Source organism: Streptomyces sp. NPDC048411, from assembly GCF_040704695.1.
In the GTDB taxonomy this organism is placed as follows: Bacteria; Actinomycetota; Actinomycetes; order Streptomycetales; family Streptomycetaceae; genus Streptomyces.
In genome coordinates, this window is record NZ_JBEZKL010000043.1 from 34,196 (window position 1) to 56,987 (window position 22,792).

23 protein-coding genes, 1 tRNA gene and 4 pseudogenes are annotated in these 22,792 nt (G+C 69.7%); 7 read left to right on the forward strand and 21 right to left on the reverse strand.

Translation table 11 applies throughout. The features are described 5' to 3' along the window. Window positions 1-102: 102 nt before the first annotated feature. Window positions 103-2,586 carry an MFS transporter gene (locus AB0915_RS17540; protein ID WP_366691927.1) on the reverse strand — a complete coding sequence of 828 codons (2,484 nt, stop codon included), beginning with the start codon at window positions 2,584-2,586 and terminating at the stop codon, window positions 103-105. 23 nt (window positions 2,587-2,609) lie between these two features. Beyond that, window positions 2,610-3,128 carry a MarR family winged helix-turn-helix transcriptional regulator gene (locus tag AB0915_RS17545; RefSeq protein ID WP_366691928.1) on the reverse strand — a complete coding sequence of 173 codons (519 nt, stop codon included), beginning with the start codon at window positions 3,126-3,128 and terminating at the stop codon, window positions 2,610-2,612. A 562-nt stretch (window positions 3,129-3,690) separates the two neighbouring features. Here AB0915_RS17545 and AB0915_RS17550 point away from each other — a divergent pair. Then, window positions 3,691-3,909, forward strand: a complete 219-nt coding sequence (locus AB0915_RS17550) for a hypothetical protein (RefSeq protein WP_366691929.1) — start codon at window positions 3,691-3,693, stop codon at window positions 3,907-3,909. A 23-nt stretch (window positions 3,910-3,932) separates the two neighbouring features. On the opposite strand, the gene AB0915_RS17555 is transcribed toward AB0915_RS17550, so the two are convergent. The 5 genes from AB0915_RS17555 to AB0915_RS17575 all read right to left on the reverse strand — a co-directional run bounded on the left by AB0915_RS17555 (window position 3,933) and on the right by AB0915_RS17575 (window position 7,526). Then, window positions 3,933-4,784, reverse strand: a complete 852-nt coding sequence (locus AB0915_RS17555) for a hypothetical protein (RefSeq protein WP_366691930.1) — start codon at window positions 4,782-4,784, stop codon at window positions 3,933-3,935. A gap of 57 nt (window positions 4,785-4,841) precedes the next feature. After that, the gene (locus tag AB0915_RS17560) at window positions 4,842-5,708 is read right to left on the reverse strand and encodes an RNA polymerase sigma factor SigF (RefSeq protein ID WP_366691931.1); all 867 of its coding nucleotides are present in this window, start codon (window positions 5,706-5,708) and stop codon (window positions 4,842-4,844) included. Between the two features lie 234 nt (window positions 5,709-5,942). Further along, entirely contained in the window at window positions 5,943-6,872 is a 930-nt protein-coding gene (locus AB0915_RS17565) for an RNA polymerase sigma factor SigF (RefSeq protein ID WP_366691932.1), read from the reverse strand. 186 nt (window positions 6,873-7,058) lie between these two features. Further along, on the reverse strand, window positions 7,059-7,352 hold the full coding sequence (locus tag AB0915_RS17570) for a Dabb family protein (protein WP_366691933.1): 294 nt from the start codon (window positions 7,350-7,352) through the stop codon (window positions 7,059-7,061). A gap of 9 nt (window positions 7,353-7,361) precedes the next feature. Continuing rightward, entirely contained in the window at window positions 7,362-7,526 is a 165-nt protein-coding gene (locus AB0915_RS17575; protein WP_366691934.1) for a hypothetical protein, read from the reverse strand. 468 nt (window positions 7,527-7,994) lie between these two features. Between AB0915_RS17575 and AB0915_RS17580 the strand changes: the two genes are divergently transcribed. Continuing rightward, window positions 7,995-9,251, forward strand: coding sequence for a bifunctional GNAT family N-acetyltransferase/ATP-binding protein (locus AB0915_RS17580; RefSeq protein WP_366691935.1), 1,257 nt, complete (start codon window positions 7,995-7,997; stop codon window positions 9,249-9,251). Window positions 9,252-9,412: 161 nt separating this feature from the next. Here AB0915_RS17580 and AB0915_RS17585 read toward each other — a convergent pair. From AB0915_RS17585 to AB0915_RS17600, 4 genes are all read right to left on the reverse strand, one after another. Then, window positions 9,413-9,500, reverse strand: a tRNA-Ser gene (locus AB0915_RS17585). 91 nt (window positions 9,501-9,591) lie between these two features. Then, window positions 9,592-10,020: a tRNA adenosine(34) deaminase TadA gene (tadA, locus tag AB0915_RS17590; protein WP_366691944.1), complete on the reverse strand. Its 429-nt coding sequence runs from the start codon at window positions 10,018-10,020 to the stop codon at window positions 9,592-9,594. Window positions 10,021-10,113: 93 nt separating this feature from the next. Then, window positions 10,114-10,674 carry a hypothetical protein gene (locus tag AB0915_RS17595; protein WP_366691945.1) on the reverse strand — a complete coding sequence of 187 codons (561 nt, stop codon included), beginning with the start codon at window positions 10,672-10,674 and terminating at the stop codon, window positions 10,114-10,116. A 187-nt stretch (window positions 10,675-10,861) separates the two neighbouring features. Then, complete coding sequence (locus AB0915_RS17600) at window positions 10,862-11,077, reverse strand: hypothetical protein (RefSeq protein ID WP_366691936.1); 216 nt, start codon at window positions 11,075-11,077, stop codon at window positions 10,862-10,864. A 104-nt stretch (window positions 11,078-11,181) separates the two neighbouring features. Here AB0915_RS17600 and upp point away from each other — a divergent pair, with 104 nt between their 5' ends. Then, complete coding sequence (gene upp / locus AB0915_RS17605) at window positions 11,182-11,817, forward strand: uracil phosphoribosyltransferase (protein WP_037695091.1); 636 nt, start codon at window positions 11,182-11,184, stop codon at window positions 11,815-11,817. A gap of 93 nt (window positions 11,818-11,910) precedes the next feature. Here the strand turns inward: upp and AB0915_RS17610 are convergent, their stop codons facing one another. Both AB0915_RS17610 and AB0915_RS17615 read right to left on the reverse strand, forming a co-directional pair. Next, complete coding sequence (locus AB0915_RS17610; protein WP_366691946.1) at window positions 11,911-12,510, reverse strand: LytR C-terminal domain-containing protein; 600 nt, start codon at window positions 12,508-12,510, stop codon at window positions 11,911-11,913. 160 nt (window positions 12,511-12,670) lie between these two features. After that, window positions 12,671-12,967, reverse strand: coding sequence for a type II toxin-antitoxin system VapB family antitoxin (locus AB0915_RS17615; RefSeq protein ID WP_003955420.1), 297 nt, complete (start codon window positions 12,965-12,967; stop codon window positions 12,671-12,673). 178 nt (window positions 12,968-13,145) lie between these two features. Here AB0915_RS17615 and AB0915_RS17620 point away from each other — a divergent pair. Continuing rightward, window positions 13,146-13,406: pseudogene (locus tag AB0915_RS17620) on the forward strand (ATP-binding protein); the annotation flags it as partial. 26 nt (window positions 13,407-13,432) lie between these two features. On the opposite strand, the pseudogene AB0915_RS17625 reads toward AB0915_RS17620, so the two are convergent. Together AB0915_RS17625 and AB0915_RS17630 are read right to left on the reverse strand one after the other, a co-directional pair. Then, window positions 13,433-13,720: pseudogene (locus AB0915_RS17625) on the reverse strand (amidohydrolase); the annotation flags it as partial. A gap of 79 nt (window positions 13,721-13,799) precedes the next feature. Continuing rightward, window positions 13,800-13,943 (reverse strand): annotated as a pseudogene (locus AB0915_RS17630) (Fe-S cluster assembly protein HesB); the annotation flags it as partial. A 318-nt stretch (window positions 13,944-14,261) separates the two neighbouring features. Between AB0915_RS17630 and AB0915_RS17635 the strand changes: the two are divergent. Beyond that, window positions 14,262-14,969 carry a response regulator transcription factor gene (locus AB0915_RS17635; protein WP_366691937.1) on the forward strand — a complete coding sequence of 236 codons (708 nt, stop codon included), beginning with the start codon at window positions 14,262-14,264 and terminating at the stop codon, window positions 14,967-14,969. Here AB0915_RS17635 and AB0915_RS17640 read toward each other — a convergent pair. Further along, complete coding sequence (locus AB0915_RS17640; protein WP_366691938.1) at window positions 14,955-16,598, reverse strand: ATP-binding protein; 1,644 nt, start codon at window positions 16,596-16,598, stop codon at window positions 14,955-14,957. The genes AB0915_RS17635 and AB0915_RS17640 overlap by 15 nt on opposite strands. A 354-nt stretch (window positions 16,599-16,952) precedes the next feature. Between AB0915_RS17640 and AB0915_RS17645 the strand changes: the two genes are divergently transcribed. Further along, window positions 16,953-17,318 (forward strand): SH3 domain-containing protein, encoded by a 366-nt coding sequence (locus AB0915_RS17645; RefSeq protein WP_366691939.1) that lies wholly within the window; start codon window positions 16,953-16,955, stop codon window positions 17,316-17,318. Window positions 17,319-17,528: 210 nt separating this feature from the next. Here the strand turns inward: AB0915_RS17645 and AB0915_RS17650 are convergent, their stop codons facing one another. The 5 genes and pseudogenes from AB0915_RS17650 to AB0915_RS17670 all read right to left on the reverse strand — a co-directional run. Beyond that, window positions 17,529-18,710 carry an ABC transporter permease gene (locus AB0915_RS17650; RefSeq protein WP_366691947.1) on the reverse strand — a complete coding sequence of 394 codons (1,182 nt, stop codon included), beginning with the start codon at window positions 18,708-18,710 and terminating at the stop codon, window positions 17,529-17,531. Window positions 18,711-18,874: 164 nt separating this feature from the next. After that, complete coding sequence (locus AB0915_RS17655; protein ID WP_245766674.1) at window positions 18,875-19,585, reverse strand: ABC transporter ATP-binding protein; 711 nt, start codon at window positions 19,583-19,585, stop codon at window positions 18,875-18,877. Further along, window positions 19,582-20,868 (reverse strand): peptidoglycan-binding domain-containing protein, encoded by a 1,287-nt coding sequence (locus AB0915_RS17660; protein ID WP_366691940.1) that lies wholly within the window; start codon window positions 20,866-20,868, stop codon window positions 19,582-19,584. Before AB0915_RS17660 ends, AB0915_RS17655 begins: the two co-directional genes overlap by 4 nt. 2 nt (window positions 20,869-20,870) lie before the next feature. Further along, the gene (locus tag AB0915_RS17665; protein WP_359109523.1) at window positions 20,871-21,458 is read right to left on the reverse strand and encodes a hypothetical protein; all 588 of its coding nucleotides are present in this window, start codon (window positions 21,456-21,458) and stop codon (window positions 20,871-20,873) included. Between the two features lie 255 nt (window positions 21,459-21,713). Then, a pseudogene (locus tag AB0915_RS17670) lies at window positions 21,714-21,944 on the reverse strand (hypothetical protein); the annotation flags it as partial. Between the two features lie 209 nt (window positions 21,945-22,153). Between AB0915_RS17670 and AB0915_RS17675 the strand changes: the two are divergent. Further along, the gene (locus tag AB0915_RS17675; protein WP_366691941.1) at window positions 22,154-22,657 is read left to right on the forward strand and encodes a MarR family winged helix-turn-helix transcriptional regulator; all 504 of its coding nucleotides are present in this window, start codon (window positions 22,154-22,156) and stop codon (window positions 22,655-22,657) included. Window positions 22,658-22,792: the final 135 nt, after the last annotated feature.

Genomic DNA, 22,792 nt, shown 5'->3' on the forward strand with positions numbered 1-22,792 from the left:
GCAGGCCGTCCCCTGCCTGCCGTCTCCACCACCGGGGCCCATTTCCACTGGCGGCAGCCTCTCCGCTCGAAGCGCTGCCCGCCAGGGGTCTGTGTTACTCGATCACTCGCCGGGGTGGGCGAGCTCGATGTCGTGGCCGTCGACCCCGCGACCGGCCACGGTCAGCGCGCCGGCCACCGGCGGGTAGCCGGTCGCGATGACCGAGTACTCGCCCGCGTCCAGGTCGGCGAAGGCGTACGCCCCGTCCTCCCCGGTCGTCGAGGTGGCGACCACATTCCCCGCCGCGTCGACCAGCGTGACGCGGGCATCCGGCAGCGGCCGTCGGGCCGAACCGGCCCGCACGACACCCTGGACCAGCGCACCGGACTGCAGTACGGCGTCGACCCGGGTGACACCCTGGCCGCCGATCTCCACCGGCAGCGCCAGCGGACGGAAGCCGATGGCGTTCACCGCGACGGTCACCGCGCCGGGCACCAGTTCGGCGAAGGTGAACTCGCCGGTCTCGGCGGACGTGCCGGTGGCCAGCACATCACCGCGCACATCGGTCACGATGACCATGGCACCGTCGACCGGATCACCGCTCTCGGCGGCCCGCACGGTCCCGGCCAGGCCGCTCGTACCGGCGAGCAGGATGTCGTACGACAGCTGCTGGTCGCCGATGACCATGGTGGACGCCTGCGGCTGGAAGCCGTCGGCGGACGCGATCAGGACGTAGCTGCCGGCGCCCGGGGCGTCCAGACGGTAGCTGCCGTCGGCCTGGGCGACGGAGCGCCCCAGCTGCCGGCCGCCCAGCGAGATCAGTGTCACCGCGGCCCGGGCGACGGGTGCTCCCTCGGCGCCCCGCACCACACCGCTCACCGGGGTGCCCTGCACGGTTGCCACCGGAGCTTCGAGCGTGTCGACCGAGGTGACCCCGGCCGCGCCCTCGGAGACCGGCGCGGCTGCACCGGACGGGACCTCGGCGAGCACCGCGGCGGGAGCCTCGGCCTCCGCCGGGGCGTCGTTCGCCGCGTTCGTCTTCAGCGCGACCTCCTTGATGAAGATCGTGATGAGGAAGGCCATCAGCGCGGCCGGAGCGGCGTACAGGAAGACGTCGCCGACACCGTGCCCGTAGGCACTCTCTATGACCGTGCGGAACGGTGCGGGCAGCTTGTCCAGGTCGGGGATGCCCCCGCCGCCGGTGCCGCCGTGGCCCAGGGCCGCGCCCTTCGGACCGAGGTCCGCGAGGCCGTCCTTGACGTAGTGGGTGACGCGGTTCGCCATGACGGCGCCCAGCGCCGAGACGCCGATCGCACCACCGAGGGAACGGAAGAAGGTGACGACGGAGCTGGCCGCCCCGAGGTCGGACGGTGCGACCTGGTTCTGCGCGGCGAGCACCAGGTTCTGCATCATCATGCCGGTGCCGAGACCCATCACGAACATGAAGATCGCGATGTGCCAGTACTCCGTGTCGTACCGGATCGTGCCGAGCATCCCGAGCCCGGCGGTGACCAGGAAGCCACCGCTGACCAGCCAGGCCTTCCAGCGGCCGGTCTTGGTGATGATCTGACCGGAGATGGTCGACGAGAGGAACAGGCCGGTGATCATCGGGATCGTCATGACGCCGGACATCGTCGGCGACTTGCCGCGCGCCAGCTGGAAGTACTGGCTGAAGAAGACGGTGCCCGCGAACATCGCGATCCCGACGAACAGCGAGGCGGCCGAGGCCAGCGTGATGGTGCGGTTGCGGAAGAGGCGCAGCGGGATGATCGGCTCGCTGGCCCGGGACTCCGTGTAGAGGAAGAGCAGGGCGAGCACCAGGGAGCCGGCCAGCATCACGCCGGTCTGCCAGGACAGCCAGTCGTACTTGTCGCCCGCGAAGGTCACCCAGATCAGCAGCAGCGATACGGCGGCGCTGATGAAGAACGCGCCCGTCCAGTCGACCTTGACGTCACGCTTGACGACCGGGAGCTTCAGGGTCTTCTGGAGCACGATCAGCGCGATGACCGCGAACGGCACACCGACATAGAAGCACCAGCGCCAGCCCATCCAGCTGGTGTCGGTGATGACACCGCCGAGCAGCGGACCACCGACGGTGGCGACGGCGAAGACCGCGCCGAGGTAGCCGCTGTAGCGACCGCGCTCACGCGGGGCGATCATCGCGGCCATCACGATCTGGGCGAGGGCGGAGAGACCGCCGACGCCGATGCCCTGGACGACACGGCAGGCGATGAGCATGCCGCTGCTGGTCGACATACCCGCGACGACCGAGCCCAGGACGTAGATGACGAGCGCTATCTGGACCAGCAGCTTCTTGCTGAACAGGTCGGAGAGCTTGCCCCACAGAGGAGTGGTGGCCGTCATCGCGAGCAGCGAGGCCGTGACGACCCAGGTGTACGCGGACTGGCCGCCGCCGAGGTCCGAGATGATCTGGGGGAGAGCGTTGGAGACGACGGTCGACGACAGGATCGCGACAAACATGCCGAGCAGCAGCCCGGTCAGTGCTTCCATGATCTGCCGGTGTGTCATCGGCGTGCCGTCGGAGGAAGGATGTCCTCCGTGCTTGGCGTGGCCGCCCCGTACACCGGTTGGTGTGGTCGTAGCCATTGAGTTCCTTTGCTTTGCTTCTGTTACACAGGTGTACGGGTGTGCGAGTCGTTGTCGCTGTCGGCATGCCGGGAGCAGTCGCCGATGTGCCTTCCGGGGGCGCACCCTCCGGGGCCGCGACAGGCAAAACTGTCGCGCAGCCTGGCCAACAGCGTGTTGAGCTGTCCGACGTCGTCGTCGGACCAGTCGGAGAGGTTGTGGATGAACATTTCGGTGGTCCGGCGGTTCAGATCACTGAGCACGTCGTGTCCGGCGGGGGTCAGCCGCAGGATGCGGGACCGCTTGTCCGCCGGGTCCGAGGACCGTTCGATCCAGCCATGCTCTGCCACATGGGCGACATGACGGCTGGTCACCGACATGTCGACGGCCATCAGCTCGGCCAGTCTGCTGATCCGCATTTCGCCGTGTTCACAGAGAAGTGCCAGTACGGCCGCGGAGCCGCTGGGGCATTCGGGGGGCAGTATGCGGGCGAGACCCCGCTTGACGGCCCCGATGGCGCTGAGCTGTCGGGCCAGTTCTTCGTACTGACCTCGTACGGCCACGGGCCCCCCAGACATCTCACCGGTTCATCTTGTTGCTTAGGGCAACCATATGTCTGTTGGTTGCTGCAGGCAAACGAAATGAAGCTTGCATAAGTAAAGGAAAGCAAAAGGCTGCGTAGCGCTTGGGTCAAACGCCCAGCGTGTCCGAGACGGGTCGGGTGTGTCCCGTTCCACACCGGAGGTGTGGACGATGGCCCCGAAACGGCAGTAGGCCCCGAGCGTTACTCGTGGCCCGGCCGTCGCCCCGTAGGGGCTTAAGGTGCCGCCGGACCGCTAGGGTCCTGACCCATGGCACACAACCGTTCCTTGGCGCCCGGCGCGAGGTGCTGTGCGTCTGGCGGGCCATCCCGAACGGTCTTGGATGACCTGGTTCTCCGCTTTCGCACCCCGGTGGCGGCACGCGCCACGCGCGTGATCCAGTCCGTGGCGGGCCGAGTCCCTGGTGCGAGAGGGGTCGAGCGTTGGCCGCAGGACCCTCTCCCACGTGACGACGCTACAGTTCCACAGGCTTCATATCGCAGTATCCGACGAGCACTTCACCCGATCGAGTGGGAATGCATTCATGCGTAATCAGCCGCCGGTAAATGGCAACCCCCAGGGCCCCCAGGGCAACCACGACCCCGCGGGCAGCACCCAGATGTTCCGCGCCTTCGTCGACGAGGGCGAGCCGCAGCGTCGGCAGCAGCCGGCCGCGTCGTCCGGACCGAAGACCGGAGTGATCGTCGCTGTCGTCGCGGTGATCGTCATCCTCGGCGCGGTCGCCTGGCTCGCGCTCCGCTGACCCGACCCCGCCCTTCCCATCCGTCACTTCCAGACGGCGGTGATGCCCTGGGTCTCGACATGCATGCCCAGGGGCACCCGCCAGGCGTCCACACAGACGGTGTACGTCTTCTCCCGCGCCGCTCCCGCGTCGATCGGCGCGGGCAGCGGCGCGGTCGTTTCCACGGTCGCCCAGTCGATCCCGAGCCCGCCGATGATGTGCGTGGCGAAGGTGACCGTTCCCGACCGGGCCGGTGAACCGCCGGTATTGCGGAACTCGACAGTCACCTTCTCGCACCAGCGGTGATCGGCCGCCGCCCGCTCGGGTGCGCCCAGGGCCAGCACGGCAGGTCCCGCGGGCGCGGTGGGCCCCGGTGCGGACGGGGAGGGAGTCGCGGAGCCGCCCCCCGCGCCGCCCGAGGCCGTGCCACCGGTGCCGCTGCCATCTGTGCTGCCGACGGAGCCCGTGCCGCCCGCGGAACCCGCAGCGCCCCCGGTGGTGTCGACGGAGGTGCCGCCGGATCCGCTGGAGGACCGCGCACCGCTGCTCGTGCGGTCGCCCGCGCCGCCGCCCGCGCCGCCGGCCGCACCGCTGCCGGTGCCGCCCGTACCACCGGTGCCGCCGCTCGCTGCGGAGGAGCCCGGCCTCGGCTCCGTACCCGCGCTGCCGCCGCCCTCCCCGTCCAGCGGAATCAGCGTCACCCTGCCCGAAGGTGCGACCGCGCCCTTGGGTGCCTTCTCCGGGCCGGTGCCCGCCGCGCCGACTGCCGCATAGCCGTCTCCGTCGCCCGCTCCGGCGCCGCAGGCGACGAGTGCGCCGCCCAGGCACAGCACGGCCACCGAGGCGGCGATCACGGTGCCCCGGCGGCCGGTCGAGCCGAATGTCTGACGTCGCATCGCGCAAGTGTGGCTGACGGACCGTCAATTCGGAACCCTCGCACGACTGTGTGTGAGTCAGTCGGCGATGAGCCCCTCCCTGAGCTGGGCGAGCGTCCGGGTCAGCAGACGTGAGACGTGCATCTGCGAGATGCCGACCTCCTCGCCGATCTGCGACTGGGTCATGTTGGCGAAGAACCGCAGCATGATGATCTGCCGCTCCCGGGGCGGGAGTTTGGCCAGCAGCGGCTTCAGCGATTCGCGGTACTCGACGCCTTCCAGTGCGGAGTCCTCGTAGCCGAGCCGGTCCGCGAGCGAGCCCTCCCCGCCGTCGTCCTCCGGGGAGGGCGAGTCCAGTGAGGAGGCGGTGTACGCGTTGCCGACGGCCAGGCCGTCGACCACGTCCTCCTCGGAGACCCCGAGCGCCGCCGCGAGCTCCGGAACGGTCGGCGAACGGTCGAGCTTCTGGGCCAGCTCGTCGCTCGTTTTCGTCAGCGCGAGCCGCAGCTCCTGGAGCCGGCGCGGCACCCGCACCGACCAGGAGGTGTCGCGGAAGAAGCGCTTGATCTCGCCGACGACGGTGGGCATGGCGAACGTCGGGAATTCCACGCCCCGTTCGCAGTCGAACCGGTCGATGGCCTTGATCAGGCCGATCGTGCCGACCTGGACGATGTCCTCCATGGGTTCGTTACGGCTCCGGAACCGCGCCGCGGCGTACCGCACCAGCGGGAGGTTGAGCTCGATGAGTGTGTCTCGCACGTAGGCACGCTCCGGGCTGTCCGGTCCGTCGGGCCCCGGTGCGGGACCCAGGGCGGCGAGCCGCAGGAACAGGGAGCGGGACAGAGTGCGGGTGTCGATGGCTTCCGACGAGCTGGTGAGCACAGCGGGTGCGGGTGCGCTCTTCGTGAGCGTGAGCACCTTCGAGCTGCCCTGTTCTGCGGACATGCCACCCCCTTGAGGTCGCGGACGGTCGCGGTAGCCACGACCATCGGAGGAACGCAGCCTCCACCTGAATACCGGAGGCGGGGCTGCGGCAAACGCGGTTCACGCAGAATGTCACATGTCGGCAACGCGCTGTAGTGACATGTCGACAAGTCAAGGTGACATATGTGCAGTTAACGGGGGTTGTGCGGCATTCGGGCTGCCCGAGAGGAACTTTGATCGATTTACCCGATCCGGTTACGCCTCGATCCTGTTTGCGGATCGAAGTCGCGCGAAGCTTCTGGCCAGCAGTCTTGACACATGCATCTGGGAAACGCCCAATTCGGCGCTGATCTGTGATTGCGTCAGATTGCTGTAGTAGCGCAGCAGCAGGATCCGCTGCTCGCGCTCGGGCAGCTGGACGAGGAGATGGCGGACCAGATCACGGTGCTCGACCCCCGCGAGAGCGGGGTCCTCGTAGCCGAGCCGGTCGAGCAGTCCGGGCAGCCCGTCGCCCTCCTGGGCGGCTTCCAGTGAGGTCGCGTGGTAGGAGCGTCCCGCCTCGATGCAGGCCAGCACCTCCTCCTCGGAGATCTTCAGGCGCTCGGCGATCTCCGCGGTGGTGGGTGAGCGGCCGTGCGCGGTCGTCAGGTCCTCGGTGGCGCCGGTGACCTGTACCCAGAGCTCGTGCAGTCGCCGCGGCACGTGGACGGTCCGCACGTTGTCCCGGAAGTACCGCTTGATCTCGCCGACGACGGTGGGCATCGCGAAGGTCGGGAACTGGACGCCGCGTTCGGGGTCGAACCGGTCGATGGCGTTGATCAGCCCGATGGTGCCGACCTGGACGACGTCCTCCATGGGTTCGTTGCGGCTCCGGAAGCGCGCCGCGGCGTACCGCACGAGGGGGAGGTTGGCCTCGATCAGTGCGGCCCGCACTCTGCTGTGCTCCGCACTTCCCGGTTCCAGGTCCTTGAGCTGGTCGAAGAGGACCCGGGTGAGCGCCCTGGTGTCCGCGCCCCGGGTCCTGGCGGGCGTCGTGCCGTCGGGCGTCTCGGTCTGGACGGTCTCGGCCACCGGGGCGGCCCGGGTTGCCGGGGCGGACTGATCGGACTGGGCTGTGTGGGTGGCTTGGGCATCGTCGTTCTGGACGATCTGGGGAGGCACTTGAGGCGCTGTACTGGCCGGCACGGTGAGGCCACCCCTTTGCGGTCAACTTCGGTCAACTCATCCGTCAAAAGCGGTCATAGCATCACAAGACATGTCCACTGTGTGCAAGCACCGCATGGTGTCGTGTTGAGGGCGTATTGGTTTAAACCCACGGAAAAGCCCCTCACCGAAATGGTGGGGGGCTTGTGGGTTCCGGGACCGCGGAGGTCAGAAGGGATAGTCGGCAATCACCCAGGTGGCGAAAGCCTTCCACTGTTCGGCGGCGGCCTGATGGGCCGGGTGTGCGACGTAGCGCCCCAGGGCGTCCTCGTCGGCGACCGCGGAGTTGATGGCGAAGTCGTACGCGATCGGCCGGTCGGTGATGTTCCAGGCACACTCCCAGAACTCCAGCTCCGGGATCTGTCCTCCGAGCTCCTGGAACGCCTTCGCCCCGGCGACAACACGCGGATCGTCACGCTTCACGCCGTCGTTCAGCTTGAACAGGACCAGATGACGGATCATGGGGTACTCCTACTTCACGAGCTCGGTCATGAAATCGCCGACGCCCTGTGCGGCACTCGAAATGCCCTCGAACCCTACCTGGACAAGATCCGCGGCCCGTTTGGGGGAGTGAATGATCGTGTACAGCACGAAGACGACAATCATGTAGAGCGCGATCTTCTTCGCTTGCACCATCAGCCCCTGCCTCCCCCTCGATCACCAGTGCAGTCGCGCGATTCTATCCGCACGAATGGCCGTATCCGAGGGGGGTTTCGGCGGGGTCTTCGATCACACTCCGACCCTATGCCTCGGTATGTGTGTGGCCCGACCGAAGAATGGCGCTGCCGGCGGGCCGCGCCCACGCGCGCACGGACCACCTCGGGCGTCAGGGCGCCGACGGTCCGCAACCAGGTGATCGATGCCGCGGCACCGACCCCACCGGGCTGTCGGACCATCACCTCCTGCGCGGAGCTCCTGCCGGCGAGCGCTGAACCAAGTGGGCTGCCACGCCTCTCGGACGGCCTGCCGGGCGTAGCCGGAGTCCGCTTTTCGCACCGCTTCCTGTTCGTACGGTTACGGCTGCTCCGTTGTCCGTAATGGAGCGCGACCGTCCGCCGTCGGCGCTCTAGCGTCTCCCGAACCACCCGAGGCGAGGAGCGGCATGTGAACTGGCTCATCCATGACTACCGTGAGGACGACCTGGCGGCGGTCGTGCATCTCATCGACACGACTGCGGATCTCGGCCAGGAATCCGTCTTCTCGCTGGCCGAGTGCATCAGCGCCCTGACGTCCCGCCAGCCCGCGGTGGTCGCTGTCCACCGAGGCGAGCCCATCGGCGCGGCGCTCGCCCAGGTTTCCGAGGGCCGGGCCTGGGTGATGCGGATCGCCATTTCACCGGCGTGGCGCGGCCGGGGCCTGGCCAGCGCGCTGCTGATGGAACTGGAACGCCGGCTGATCGCGGCCAGGGTGCGCCGCATCGCCTACGTGCTGCCGGAGGAGGAACTGCTCGGCGAGGGGCTGCAGAAGGCTGGTTACACGCGAAGGCCGGCCGTCGCCTACTTCGAGAAGACCGAATCGGCCACCGGCACCGCGGCGAACCTTCTGGAGGAGCTGGGTGGCCGGGTGCTGTCCGGTGATCTGTGGGCCAAGGTCGCCGGCATGGAGGCGGAGAAGAAGCTGATCGAGCGTCGCATCGTGCTGCCGCTGGCCGAACCCGAGCGCGCTGCCCGGCACGGGGTCATACCGCCGCGCGCCATCACGCTGTTCGGTCCGCCCGGGACGGGCAAGACCACCTTCGCCCGAGCCATCGCCTCCCGCCTCGGCTGGCCCTTCGTGGAACTGCTGCCGTCCCGACTGGCGGACGAAGGAAATCTCGCCGCCGCTCTGCGCACGGCCTTCGCCCGGATCGCGGAACTGGAGCGGGTGCTGGTCTTCATCGACGAGGTCGAGGAGATCGCTCCCGTACGCGGCGCACGCCCGGAGCCCGGCATGCACGGTGTCACCAATGAACTCCTCAAACTCATCCCAGGCTTCCGCGAGCGCGACGAGCGGCTGCTGGTCTGTGCCACCAACTCCATCCGCTCCCTCGACCCGGCCTTCCTGCGTCCCGGCCGGTTCGACTACCTGATCCCCATCGGGACCCCGGACCCGGCCGCCCGCGCGGCGATCTGGTCGCGCTACTCCGGCCGGCGCGACGATGTCGACCTGGACGCGCTCGTCATGGCCAGCGAGCTGTTCACCCCGGCCGACATCGAGCACGCGGCCCGGATCGCCGCCCAGGCTGCCTTCGAACGCGACTTCGCCGAGGCAGGCGCAGACACCGACGACTACCTCGCCGCGCTCCACCAGTGTCGTCCGACGGTGACCCCTGTCGTCATCGCGGAGTTCACCGCCGACATCACCACGCACGCCCGGGTCTGAACCCGCAGCGTCCTCCCCGTGCGTTCCCCCTCGCTCCGAATGGCGGTGAAGGTCACGCGTCCATCCACCCGCTTGCAGGCTCTGAGCGGACATCCATGTGGACGTGAGAGGAACAAAAAACCGTCTCTGACCTGTTCGCACAGGTCAGAGACGGTTTCTTATGGCGGTAGCGGAGGGATTTGAACCCTCGGTGAGTTTCCCCACACTCGCTTTCGAGGCGAGCTCCTTCGGCCGCTCGGACACGCTACCGAGAGAGAGCTTAGACCATTCAGGCCGTGGGTTGAAATCCGATTCTCCCGCGTGTGCGGAAGCCGGATCGGAGGCTGGGCGCGCCGCCGGGTCAGCGGTCGCGGAAGAAGGCCGTCAGCTGGGCGGAACAGGCGCCCTCCAGAACTCCGTGGATCACTTCGGGGCGGTGGTTGAGCCGCCGGTCCCGTACGAGGTCCCAGAGCGAACCGGCCGCGCCCGCCTTCTCGTCCCGTGCCCCGTAGACGACCCGGGCCACCCGGGACTGCACGAGTGCGCCCGCGCACATGGTGCACGGCTCCAGGGTGACCACCAGCGTGCAGCCGGTCAGCCGCCATGCGCCGAGCGCCTCGGCGGCCCGGCGGACGGCAAGGATCTCGGCGTGCGCGGTCGGGTCGCCGGTCGCCTCGCGTTCGTTGTGTCCCGTGGCGAGCAAGGTGCCGTCCGGGCCGAGGACGACGGCGCCGACCGGCACATCACCGGCCTGCGCCGCGTGTGCGGCCTCGTCCAGGGCGCGGCGCATGGCCGCCCGCCATGGGTCCCGTACGGGATCGTTCGTCGGGTCGTGGGGTTCTTGCGGTCCGTGCGGGCCCGGTGGTGCGGTCACCCGCGGACCTTAACGGACGGTCTCCAGGACCTCGGCCGCACCCAGCGCGTCCGCGATCTCCACCAGGGCGTCCGTGCGCAGCATCAGCAGTTCCTTCTCGGGAAGTCCGAGATCGGACAGGATCCCGGTGTCTCCGAGCGGACCCGTCGGTACGGCGTCGGCGTCGAGTCCGTCGTCGTTGTCGTCGTGGTCGGTCTGATTGTCGGTGGTGTGATCCGGCTCGCCGTCCTCCGTACCGTCGAGGCCGACGAGCTCTTCGAGGGCGGCAATCGAGTCCTCGGCCTCGGGTTCGCGGCCGAGCAGTTCATCGGTGAGCAGGATCTCCCCGTAGGAGGAGCGGGCGGCGGCGGACGCGTCCGAGATGTAGATACGGGGGTCCTCCTCACCGTCCACCCGGATGACGCCGAACCAGGCGTCCTCCTGTTCGATGAAGACGAGCACTGTGTCCTCGTCCACCGAGGCCTCACGGGCCAGATCCGTCAGATCGGACAGGGTCTCCACATCGTCGAGCTCCGTGTCGCTCGCTTCCCACCCGTCTTCGGTGCGCGCGAGCAGTGCGGCGAAGTACACCGTGACTCTCCCACTGGTCATAGGGGTGTCGGTCCGGCGGGAGGGCATCCGGTGATCCGGCTGTCCTGCGTCCCGCCCATCGGAATCGTGGCAGAAACCTAGCGTTCGCGAGAGTAGTTCGACCGTTGCGTCGTGGATCAGTTGTCGCGGACACTGCTCCGAAGGGGCCGTCCTGCTGATCGGAGCGCTACCAGCGGAAGGTTCGCATCCGCATGGCTTGGCGCATTCGGGCGGCCCGGGCGCGGCGCGGCTGGACCCGGTCGCGCAGCGCCTTCGCCTCATGAAGCTCGCGGAGGAAGTGGGCGCGCCGTCTGCGGCGCTCCGCTTCGGTCTCGGCCTCCGGCGCGCCCTGCGCGTCGCGCGGGACCGGCTGGTCCCGCTTCTGCTGCTTCCCGTCCGCCATCCGCACCTCACCTCAAGCCCGGGTCCGTATGCCCCCACCTTCCCTCCGAACGTGTGATTGATGCCAGCGCACAGGTGCGAGGGAGCCCGGTTACTGTTGAACCCATGCGGATCCACGTCGTCGACCACCCGCTGGTCGCGCACAAACTCACCACCCTGCGCGACAAGCGCACCGACTCCCCGACCTTCCGGCGGCTCGCCGACGAGCTGGTCACCCTGCTCGCGTACGAGGCCACCCGGGACGTGCGCACCGAGCAGGTCGACATCGAGACGCCGGTCACACCGACGACCGGGGTCAAGCTGTCGCACCCGCGGCCCCTGGTCGTGCCGATCCTGCGAGCCGGTCTCGGCATGCTCGACGGCATGGTGCGGCTGCTGCCGACCGCCGAGGTGGGCTTCCTGGGCATGATCCGCGACGAGGAGACGCTCCAGGCGTCCACGTATGCGACGCGCATGCCGGAGGACCTCTCGGGCCGACAGGTCTACGTCCTGGACCCGATGCTGGCCACCGGCGGCACGCTGGTCGCGGCGATTCAGGAGCTGATCAAGCGCGGTGCGGACGATGTCACCGCCGTCGTGCTGCTCGCGGCGCCCGAGGGCGTCGAGGTGATGGAGCGCGAGCTGGCGGGTACGCCGGTGACCGTGGTCACCGCCTCGGTCGACGAGCGGCTGAACGAGAACGGCTACATCGTGCCGGGGCTCGGCGACGCGGGCGACCGGATGTACGGAACCGTCGACTGAGTCCCGGTTCCGGCCAGGGCTTTCGGCCCGTGCGCCCCGAGGTGCCTGTCGTCGAACCGGCGCCTGCTGCGCTGCGTGACGACGGGACAGCCCTCAGCGGCAGGAGGAGGGCGCCGGGGCCGGCCTGTTGAGGGCGGCGAGGGCCGCGGCGGCTTCCTTCGGGGTGTTCAGCTTCTTGAACGCCGTACCGAGGATCAGATCGACATCCGCCGTCCTGCGCGCGTCGGTCTTCGGCGTGGCGCCCGTCAGCTGCGTACCGAGGACCGGGAACGTGCCGTTCGTGGCCGTCGGCGCCCCCAGCAGTACCCCGGGCCCGGGGACCTTCTTGTCATACGCGGCCGAGGCATTGCCCACCTTGCCGATACGGAAGCCGCGCTTCTTCAGCTCGTCGGCGGCGGCCTTCGCCAGCCCGCCGCGTGGCGTCGCGTTGTAGACATTGACGGTGATCTTCGCTGGTGCCGGCAGTGCCCTGGCGGGCGTGGACGGTTTGGGCGTGGGGCAGTCGGCCCTGCGGTCCGCGGCGCTGGCCTCCTTGTCGCCGCCCGTGAAGACGTCGATGAGCTGCAACGTGCCCCAACCGGCCAGCCCTAGGGTCGCCACGGAGGCAATGGACGCGAGGACCAGTGTGCGACGGTGCCGGGGGCGGCGCATACGCGGGTACTTGTCGCCCGTGATGCGGTACTTTCCGCCCATACCGGGGGGAGTGAGCATGCTCATGGGCGCAGCGTAGTGCGACCTGGTGAAGATGCGTACTAAATGATCAACGGATGGCACCCGTCCGAGTGCGAATGCACCCAAAAGCACCCGGCGCGGCGAAGTGCGCGGGCCGTCTGCTCACCGAGCTGCCGGACTGTCAGCCGAGTTCGAGTACCCGGGCGTGCAGCACCTGGCGCTGCTGGAGCGCCGCGCGGACCGCGCGGTGCAGCCCGTCCTCCAGGTAGAGGTCGCCCTGCCACTTCACGACGTGGGCGAACAGGTCGCCGTAGAACGTCGAGTCCTCGGCGAGGAGGGTTTCGAGGTCCAGCTGACCCTTGGTCGTCACCAGCTGGTCGAGGCGGACCGGGCGCGGCGCGACATCCGCCCACTGCCGGGTGCTTTCCCGGCCGTGGTCGGGATATGGCCGCCCATTTCCGATGCGCTTGAAGATCACACGGAAAGCCTACCGGTCAAGAGCCTCCGGGCGCAGCCATGGAGCGGTACTGCGATGCTGGCCAAAACGTCATGAATGCAGGCATTTCGGAACACGGACCGCGATGAGTGGCAACGACAGCACGGGCGGAGGTACCGAAGCGGGCGCGGGAGCAGGCGTCGGCGAGGGCGTCGGCGTACTGCCGCAGCAGGCCCAGGAGATCGCCGACGGGTACGCCGTCGGCGCGGCCGCGCTCGATCTGCGTGCGCTGCTCTGGGACGGTGCGTGCCTGCCCGGCGCGCAGCTCCGGATCCCGCTGCCCGCGACGGAGCTGGACGCGGCGGGGAAGGGGTCCTCGTTGTACGGGCGTTACGCACACGCGGTGGACCGGGAGTCGGTGTACGAGAAACTCACCGCCGAACAGGGGGCCGAGCAGGGGGCCGCCGCGGAGGCTGCGGCGGTGGATACGGCGGTGAAGGGCGGGAAGGCGCGCCGGAGCTGCTCGTAGACGTACGCGGCGGAGGCGTCGTGGCCCGGCGAACCGGCCGCGCGATGTCCGCCGGCGGAGTCGGCTATTGCCTGGAACTGCTGCAGGTGGCGGTACGCGTCCTTGGCGGACGACGCCCTCACGAGCTGACGCGACAGCGTGGCCGCGTCCTTCGCGGGGTCGTGCCCGGACGGGTGCCCGTGGTTCGGGGAAGCGGCGAGGAGGAGGGGTGCAGCCAGAACGGTGGCGGCCACAACAGCCTTGACCCTGCGACGGGTTGCGTGCACAAGAGTCCTTCCGGTGCGAACGGTTGTGCAGGAAAGCGAGCGATCGCAGTGACGTCTGTGAACAGTTGCGGATCCTCCTTCATCTCGTCTTCTTCGCGGCCGCCTTCGCTTCCTGCTTGTGCGCGCGGACGAGGGCGAGCGAGTCGGGGCCGGTGATGTCGGCGACCGACTGGTGCGAGCCCGCCTTCCCGTACGGACCCGCCGCGGCGCGCCAGCCGGTCGGCAGCGGTCAGGGGCGGCCTCGGCGGGACCACCCCTGACGTGCCACTGTTTCGGCTGACTCGGGGCCTGGCTCCCGGTGGTGAGTACCCGGGCCCTGGTGGAGGCTCAGAAGCCGCAGTACACACTGCTCCCGTAGTCGCTCAGGAGGTCGTCACGGACCCACCCGTAGGTAGCCGTGCTGGCGTTCCTGAGGTACGTCCAGGTGTAGTCGCCGGCCAGAGGCGGTGTCCGGGCCCGCATCGCCTGGACGCGGACCCGGATCCTCGTCCATTCCTGTATTACGGTACTGGAGTGCGTGGGCCTTGCTGGGGGAGAGTTGTTGAACGCTCGAATTCTGGTCGCGGAAGATGACGAAAAGCAGTCTCGACTGATCCGGATCTATCTGGAGCGCGAAAGCCACGCGGTGCAGGTCGTGGCCGACGGCCGTGCGGCGCTGGAACGGGCCCGTTCGATGCAGCCGGATCTCATCGTTCTCGATGTGATGCTGCCCCTGGTCGACGGACTGGATGTGTGCCGCATCCTACGTACCGAATCGGAGGTTCCGATTCTGCTGCTCACCGCGCGCTCGACCGAGGAGGACATGCTTCTCGGCCTCGACCTCGGCGCCGATGACTATCTCACCAAGCCGTACAGTCCGCGTGAACTGACCGCACGGGTACGGGCGTTGCTGCGCAGGTCCCAGAGGGGCGGCGGCGCGGTGGAGCCCGCTGTGCTGCGGGTGGGCGAGGTGGAGCTGGACACGGCACGCTTCGAAGTCCGGGTGGCGGGGCGGCCGGTGGCACTGACCGCGAAGGAGTTCGCCGTCCTGGAGACGCTGGCCCGTGAACCGGGCCGGGTCTTCACCCGGGCGCAGATCATCGAGCGCGTCTTCGGTTTCGACCGGGATGTCCTGGAGCGGACCGTCGACGCGCACGTGATGAACCTTCGACGGAAGCTGGAGACGGACCCGAGGCGGCCCCGCCATCTGGAGACGGTGTACGGGCGGGGCTACCGCCTCGCGGACGGTGGCGGCTCAGCCTCCTCCTGACCTGCCGCCATGGACCGAAGCCGCGGGCAGGGTGATCGTGAACGTCGTACCCAGCCCGACCGTGCTGTGCACGTCGATCCCCCCGTCGTGGTCGGTGACGATCTGACGCGCGATGGACAGCCCCAGCCCGCTGCCGCCGGTCGCCCGCCCCCGTGACGGATCCGCCCGCCAGAAGCGGTCGAAGAGATGCGGCAGGTCCTGTGCCGATATCCCTTTGCCGGTGTCCCGGACTTCTACGACGGCCTGCTCGCCGCGCCGGATCAGAGCCAGGGTCACCGTGCCACCGGGCCCCGTGGCGTGCAGCGCGTTTCCGATGAGGTTGCCGACGACCTGGCGCAGCCGGTCCGGGTCGGCGGTCACGTACACCTGGCACGGCGCCTCCAGCTCCACCGCGACGCCCGCCGTCTCGGCCTGGGCACGATGGGCGGTGCGGCCGGCGTCGAGCAGCTCGCGCAGGTCGACCTCGCGGCGGTGGTACGTGAGCGCCCCGGCCTCGGCCAGGGCCAGGTCCTGCAGGTCGTCCACGATCCGTTGTTGGAGCAGCGCCTCCTCGTGGAGGGAGTCGAGCAGGTCGGGCGTCGGTTCGACGATCCCGTCCCGCAGGGCTTCCAGATAGCCGCGCAGGTTGGCCAGCGGGGTGCGCAGCTCGTGCGCGATGTCCCCGGTGAGGCGGCGCTGGCGCTCCTCGCCGGCCTGGATGGAGTCGGCCATGCGGTTGAAGGCGCGGCCGAGCTGTGCGATCTCGTCCCGCCCGGAGACGGGGACGCGTCGCCCCAGATCGCCCTCACCGAGCCCCTTGGCGGCGTGCGTCATGGCCCGGACCGGGCGAAGGACCGCCCGGCTCAGGAGCAACGCGCCGAGGACGGCTGCAAGGGCGACTCCGATCGCGACGGCGACGGTGGGTGCGGCGGCGAGGCTGGGCGGGGACTCGTTCCGGTAGCCGAGGTGGATTTCCAGGCGGGGCGGGGCGACGGAGGCGGTCCGCTCGTTGAAGACCCGCTGGAGGCAGGGGGTGAGGGGCTGTGCGGAGTCGCAGGCGCGGAGCGCGTCGAGATCCTGCGGGGTGTGCGGGTCGGCCCCGCGGGGCGGCTCTGTGCAGTGCGCGGGCCGGCCATCCGTGCTGATCCGGGGAATGCCCAGGTCGTCCTGCCGGGCCGTCACCTCGGCGCCCACCCGGGTCAGGCAGGCAGCGTACGCGGCCGAGGAGCGGTAGTTGGCGATCGCGGTGGCCGCCAGCTTGACCGAGAGCCGGGGTGTCTGCCCGTCGGGGAACCGCAGGACGGGCCGCGCGTCGACCAGTACCGGGGGCCGGCTGCTCAGTGGGCGGGGCCCGCGGCCCGCGAGGGCGTCGGAGTCGGCGAGCGGGGCGCCGGTCTCGGTCACGACCCGGATGCGCTGCCCGGTGGCCTTGGCGAGTTCGCCCACCGTCGGTGCGAGCCCGTCCCAGGTGCCGTGCGCGAATCCGTACGTGCGGAGTTCACCGGTGATCAGGGAGACCTCCCGCTGTCCGGCGCTGACGGTCTCCTGGACCTGACGGTTCGCCTGACGCAGGGTGAGCCAGGCGGTGGCGGCGGTGGCGGTCAGGGCGACCAGCATGAGCAGGCCCAGGACCCGCAGCCGGAAGCTCATCGCGTTCCCCTTGTCCTGGCTGTCGGGACGCGTGCGCTCAACGGGGCTCCTTCGGTCGGGTTTCCCCAAGTGCGGGATGACGGGATATCTCGGCGTGCGGCTGGGGCCTGCTCGGCAAGAGCGCCGATTTGGCCGGTACGCCGCAGGAATGGCCGATTCCGCCCTGAAATCAATTTTGGTCCCCAATGGAAGGAAAGTCGCCAGTTGGCTGCGGAATGCTTACTTCAGCACTGTCGGCCTGTGAGGGTACTTACACCTCTCGCATCCCGATGGATGCGGTGGCAGCACCATTCGCTCTGGTGCCTCCCGGTACCGGGGTCGCACTGCTGACGAAACGACACATGGGGGTACAACTTGAAGCGCCGACTCGCAGCGATCATTCCCGCCGTCGCCGTGGCTGCCCTGGCCGTCCCGATGGTCACCGCCACCTCGGCCTCCGCGAACGCGTCCTGCGGTACCACGGTCAGCGACAAGGACGGTTCGGCCTGGGGCTACTACGCCGACGGTGCCAACGAGCGCAGCGGCTCCAGCACCGGCTGCGGGATCAACGGCATCGCCTACAGGACCGACAGGCTCGACTACCACTGCTACACCGTGGGCAATGACGGCCACACCTGGACGTACCTGCGCGACGAGAACGGCACTAACGCCGATGTATACGGCTGGGTCCGTGACGACCTGCTGAGCAACGGCGGCAGCTACGTCTACTGCGGCTTCTAGCAGCACCGGGGAACTGCCGGCCGAGCCGGAGCAACAGCACACCAGGGGCGGTCTCGTGCGAGGCCGCCCCTGCCTCGTCCGGCACCGGAACGGACACGGGCCCGCCGCCGTTCCGCCCACACCCGCGGTGGTGGCCCCGCCCATCCCGCTCACCTCTCTCCCCACCCGCCGCGGCCGGGCCTGTGGCCGGCGTTCCCGTGGCCGTACGGCTCAGGAGCTGGACAGCGCCTCCGTCGGCGACAGCCTGCTGGCCCGCACCGCCGGATACAGTCCGGCGGCCATGCCGATGAGCAGGGTCGATCCGATGCCGGCCGCGCTCGCCCAGGCCGGGACGACCGTCGGCCAGCCGCGGCCGACGGCGTACCCCGCCGTGATCAGGGTCCCGAGCACCGTACCGCCGAGCCCACCGATGAGGGACAGCAGCAGTGACTCCGTCACGAACTGCGTGCGGATCTGACCCCGGGTCGCCCCCAGGGCCCGGCGCAGACCGATCTCCGGCCGGCGCTCCAGGACCGAGATGACCATCGTGTTGCCCACACCGACCCCGCCGACCAGCAGAGCCACTGCGCCGAGGCCCAGCAGCAGGCCGGTGAGCGCCGACTCGGTGGCCTCGCGGGCCGCGAGGGCGTCGGAGGGCCGCGAGACCCGGACCTCGCTCGGCTTCTCGGGGTATGCCGTGGCCGGCAACACCGCCCGTACCGCCGCGACCTCACTGTCCTCGGTGCGGACGTAGACCATGGAGGGGTGGCCGTCGAAGCGGAGGTATGTCCGGGCCGCCGACCAGCCGACCAGTGCCGCGCTGTCGAGTTCCGGCGCGAGCGGTACGGGATCGAGGACGCCGATCAGCGAGAACCAGCGGCCGCCGATCAGGACCCGGGTTCCGGAGGTGTACACGTCGAGCCGCTGGGCGGCCGTGGCACCGAGCACGACAGCCGGGTACTTCTGAGTCGCCGCGTCCAGCCAGCGGCCCTCGCGGACCTTGCCGCCGACGGCCGGGAGCAGGCCTTGGTCGGCCGCGAGGACGTCGAGGGAGCCGGTGCGGCCAATGGCGATGTGGTCGTTGCGGTAGATGTGCGCGCCGGTCGCGCCGGTGGCGGCGACCTGCTGCGCGGGCGGGATCCGGCGGATCATCGGCACGGCCTCGTAGGGGAGTCTGGCTTTCTCGCCGGCCAGGCTCTGGCCCGGTGCGACCCGCAGGAGGTTGGTGCCGAGCGCGTCGAGGCGGCGGTTTACCTCGGCCTGCCCGGAGCCGGAGATGCCGACCACCGCGATCATGGCGGCGACGCCGATGGCGATGCCGAGCGCGGAGAGAAAGACCCGCAGGGGCCGGGTCCGCAGTCCGGTGCCGCCGAGGCGTACGACGTCGGCGGGCCCGAGGCGTGCGGCGCGCAGCCGTGACCGTGACCGCTCCGGGACCGGAGCCCCGGCGTCCGAGGACTCGGGGCCCGGGGAACGGAACGGCGGGGTCTCCGGGGCCGGACCCCGGGCGTCCAGGGAGCCAGCCGCTGTGGGACGGGAGTCCGGGGTCTGCCAGGAGGAGTTCGTCGTACGGTCCTTCACCGGGGTGCCCCGATCGTCGTGCTGCGGGCCGTGTCGGCGACCAGGCGTCCGTCGCGCATCTCGATACGGCGGGGGAGTTCGGCCGCGATCTCGCGGTCGTGGGTGATGATCACGACCGTGGTGCCGGCCGCGTGCAACTCGCGTAGCAGGGTCAGTACGGCGGCACCCGACGCGGAGTCGAGGTTGCCGGTCGGCTCGTCCGCCAGCAGGACGGACGGTTCGCCGACCACCGCGCGAGCGACCGCGACCCGCTGCCGCTCGCCGCCGGAAAGCTGCTGCGGCAGGTGGTGGACACGGTGGCTGAGCCCGACCCGGGCCAGCGCGGCGGCCGCCCTGGCCCGGCGGCGGCGCATCGGGACGCCCGCGTAGAGCAGCCCGTCTGCCACCGCGTCCAGCACGGGCACGCCGACCGCCAGGTGGAACTGCTGGAAGACGAAACCGATCCGCGTGGCCCGCAGCGCGGACACCTCCCGGTCGGACAGCTTCGCCACGTCGTGGCCGTCGACCAGCACCCGCCCCGAGGAGGGGCGGTCGAGGCTGCCCATCAGGTTCAGCATGCTGGACTTTCCTGAGCCCGACGGGCCGACGACGGCGACGAGTTCCCCGCGCCCGATCCGCAGACTCACGTCGCGGACCGCGGCAACGCCGCCCGGATACGTCTTGCAGACCGCGTCGAACTCCAGAACCGCCGGGGACACACCGCTCACGCGATCCTCACCTTCATGCCCTCGCGGATCGCTGTGCCGCTCACTTCCACGTTGCCGTCCGCGAACAGCCCCGTCTTCACGGCGAGGAACCGGCCGTCCTCGGTTTCCAGACCGTACCCGCCCTCGGCGAGGGCGACCAGCGCGGAGACCGGAACGCTCAGTACGTCCTTGGCCTCGCGTCCCACGTACTCGACCGTCACAGGGCCGCTCTCCAGCCGCCCCAGGGCCTTCTGGTCCTGGACGGTGATGGTCACGGGGATCGTCGCGTCGGCCTCTCCCGATCCGCCCTCGCTGCCACCCCCCTCGGGCGTGCTCGCTTGCTTCCCCACCGACGCCACCTTGGCCTGCACGGACTTGCCATTGGGCAGCTTGACCCGGACGTTCGTGCCGCGCACCGCCCAGGCGGCGTCCGCGGCCGAGGCGTTCACGACGACCTTCCGCGACGTACCGGTGTAGGCCAGGGTGTTCTCGCCGGCCGCGGAGCCCAGGCGTGCCCCCGCATGGCCGATCCGCACCTTGCCGGAGGAAGAGATGACGTCCCCGAGGCCGACGGTCCCGGTCTGGGGCAGCCCGAGCGACTTCTGCCAGCGCTTGACCGCCCGGGCGGTGGCGGCGGTGAACCTCTCGTCCACGGTGAAGCCGGTGTAGCCCAGAGCCGCCAGGTTGGACTCGAACTGCATGACGTCCATGCCTCTGAGCTCACGCGGGGCCTGAGTCGAGCCGGTGTCCCCGCCGGTTCCGGCGCCCCCCGGCGCCGGTGACCCGGAGGGGCTCGGGGACGTGCCGTCCGCGTTCTTCTGCTGCTGGTCGACGGAGCCCTTCTGCTGCTGGGCGTCCGAGCCCTGGTCACCCTCCTGGGCGGTCAGGCCGAGGTCCCGGTACATCGGCAGCGTCCCGTACATGAGCACGACCGGCCGGTCGTCGACGCGCAGCAGCGTGCCGCCGCGCTCGACCGTCGCGCCCTGCTCGGGCAGCCAGGTCACGGTACCCGTCGCCTTGACCGGCAGCGGGACCTCCGTTCCGTAGCTCAACTTGCCGTCCACCGCGGTCCGTTCGGCCAGTGTGGTCCGGGTCACCGGGACGACGGAACCGGAGCGGGGCGGCGCGCTCGGGCCCTTGCCCTGGCCGCCGCCGAGCCCCAGTGCGCCGACCACGGCGACCGCCGCCACGCCGACCACGGCCGAGGCGATCAGCGCCGTACGCCGGCGGTGCCGGCGGCGCGGCGGAGGCGGCAGGGGGGCCGTCCCGTGCGCGTCATCGATGTGCGTCACCGTCTCGGCCATGATCAGCCCTTGCCGGCCGGCGGGTTGGTCGGTTCACCGATGATCGGGGCGCAGACGCGGGTGGCTCGCCGGGCGCCGGCCGAGCTCTGATCCCATCCGGGTTCACCGGAGTTGTCGTCGCGGCTCCCGTTCGGATCCGGGTCCGGGAAATCGGGGGCGCCGTTCTTCTGCATGCAGGCGGCATAGTCCCGCTGCTTCTTCATCTGCGCGGGAGTGAGTTTGGGCTCGCTGGGCTCCAGGTCCTGGGGGACCGTAGCGTTGAACTTGGCACACTTCTTGCTCGCGTTCATGAACTTCGGGTCCTTCTTCAGGGCAAGGCCCTGGCCGGACATGTCGACCTGTCCCTTGGAGTCCGGGTCGGGGAGGTCGACCCCGTTCGTCCGCATGCACGCGACCCACTTGCGCTGGCTCTCGACGTACGCCGCCACATCGTTCCCGCCACCCTGACCGCCCGTTTTACCAGCCGATGCGGCCGAGCCGCCACCACCGGCCGTCGGGAGCTTCGAACCGCCGTCGTCGCTCCCGCAGCCGGTCAGCGCGAAGACCATGACCGACGCCGCCGAGGCCAGCAGTACCCAGTTCGTCCTCATCGCTTTCCCCGCTCCTCCTGTCGGGCCCGGCCGCGGACACGGCGGGCAGGCCGACCGTAAGCCGGAGATGATGAAGAACCTTTGAAGAACCTGTCAGCCGATCATGCGCACTGCAGCTCTTCCGGATCCCCGGGCGCCGCCGCGTTCGGGAACAGAACTGAGACCAGGGCGCCGGTCATACCCGCGACCGTCGGTACCGCTCGCTCCGGTACCGACTGCCATGCCGGCTTGCTCACGCCTGGCCGTAGAGGCTTGTCAGGTCGACGAGTTGAATGCTCGGTGAGGTCTCATCGGCGGCGTATGCCTTGTCGTTGAAGCCTGCTCGCGTCCGCGATGACCGCGGCGTCCTTCGCGTCGGTCTTGGCCTAGCCCGGGTAGAGGTCGCTGAGCGTAGTTGTCGAACCACCCTGCAGCATCAACCCTTTTGAGATGGAGCAGAGCGTTGGCGCTGGCTGGCTGGCCCCAGACATGTGGGTTGACTAGTACTCCAGTGCAGTTTCGTGATCTACCCGCTGGCTGCGCGGGCGAGCGGTCGTCGGTAGTCGCTGCGTCGGGCCGTGGCATGGCGGCGCGCGAGGCTGCGGCGGCCCCGAAAATGACGGTGGTCGGCGGTTCCGATGCGTACCCAGGACGAGTTGCAGTGGATGCCACATTCCGATGGTTCAGTGCGCCGGGGGGAATGTAGCGTCACGATCATGGAATCACTGATCGGAACCACCACCGACCAGGCGCCGGCAAACCCGGCCGCCACCGATGACATGCTGGCCACTCAGCCGGTCGGCTACTGGTGCGGCCTGACCCATACGGCCGTCACCCAGCATCTGCGTGACGCCATGGCCAAGATCGACGTCACGCAGCCGCAGTACTGGGTACTCAACCGCGTGAACGGCGGCCCCACGGCGCCGAGCCGTGAGGAGGTCGTCGCGCAGCTGACGCACCTTGCCGACGGGCCGCACGAGATCGCCAGGGTCGTCGACCAGTTGCTCCACCGCGAATGGCTCCGGATCGATGATGGGCAGCGCCTGCACCTCACGGATGCCGGGGAGGCCGCCAGAGCGCGGCTACGTGAGCTGGCGACCGAGGTACGCGCCGTAGTCCACAAGGGCATCAGCGACGAGGAGTACGTGGCCGCACTCAAGGTACTGCGCAAGATGGTGGCCAATGTCGAGGGCGACGGGACTCCTGGTAATCCGTTCTGATTTCGCGATCTAGGGCGTGTTTCGAAAGTCCCGCCTGCCAGGCGGCGTCTGGCACGCACGCTCGCTGCGTTGTCGGGCTCGCCCCGATACGCCCAGTATCGGGGCGACCCTCCGCCTTGCGATCGCACGCACCAG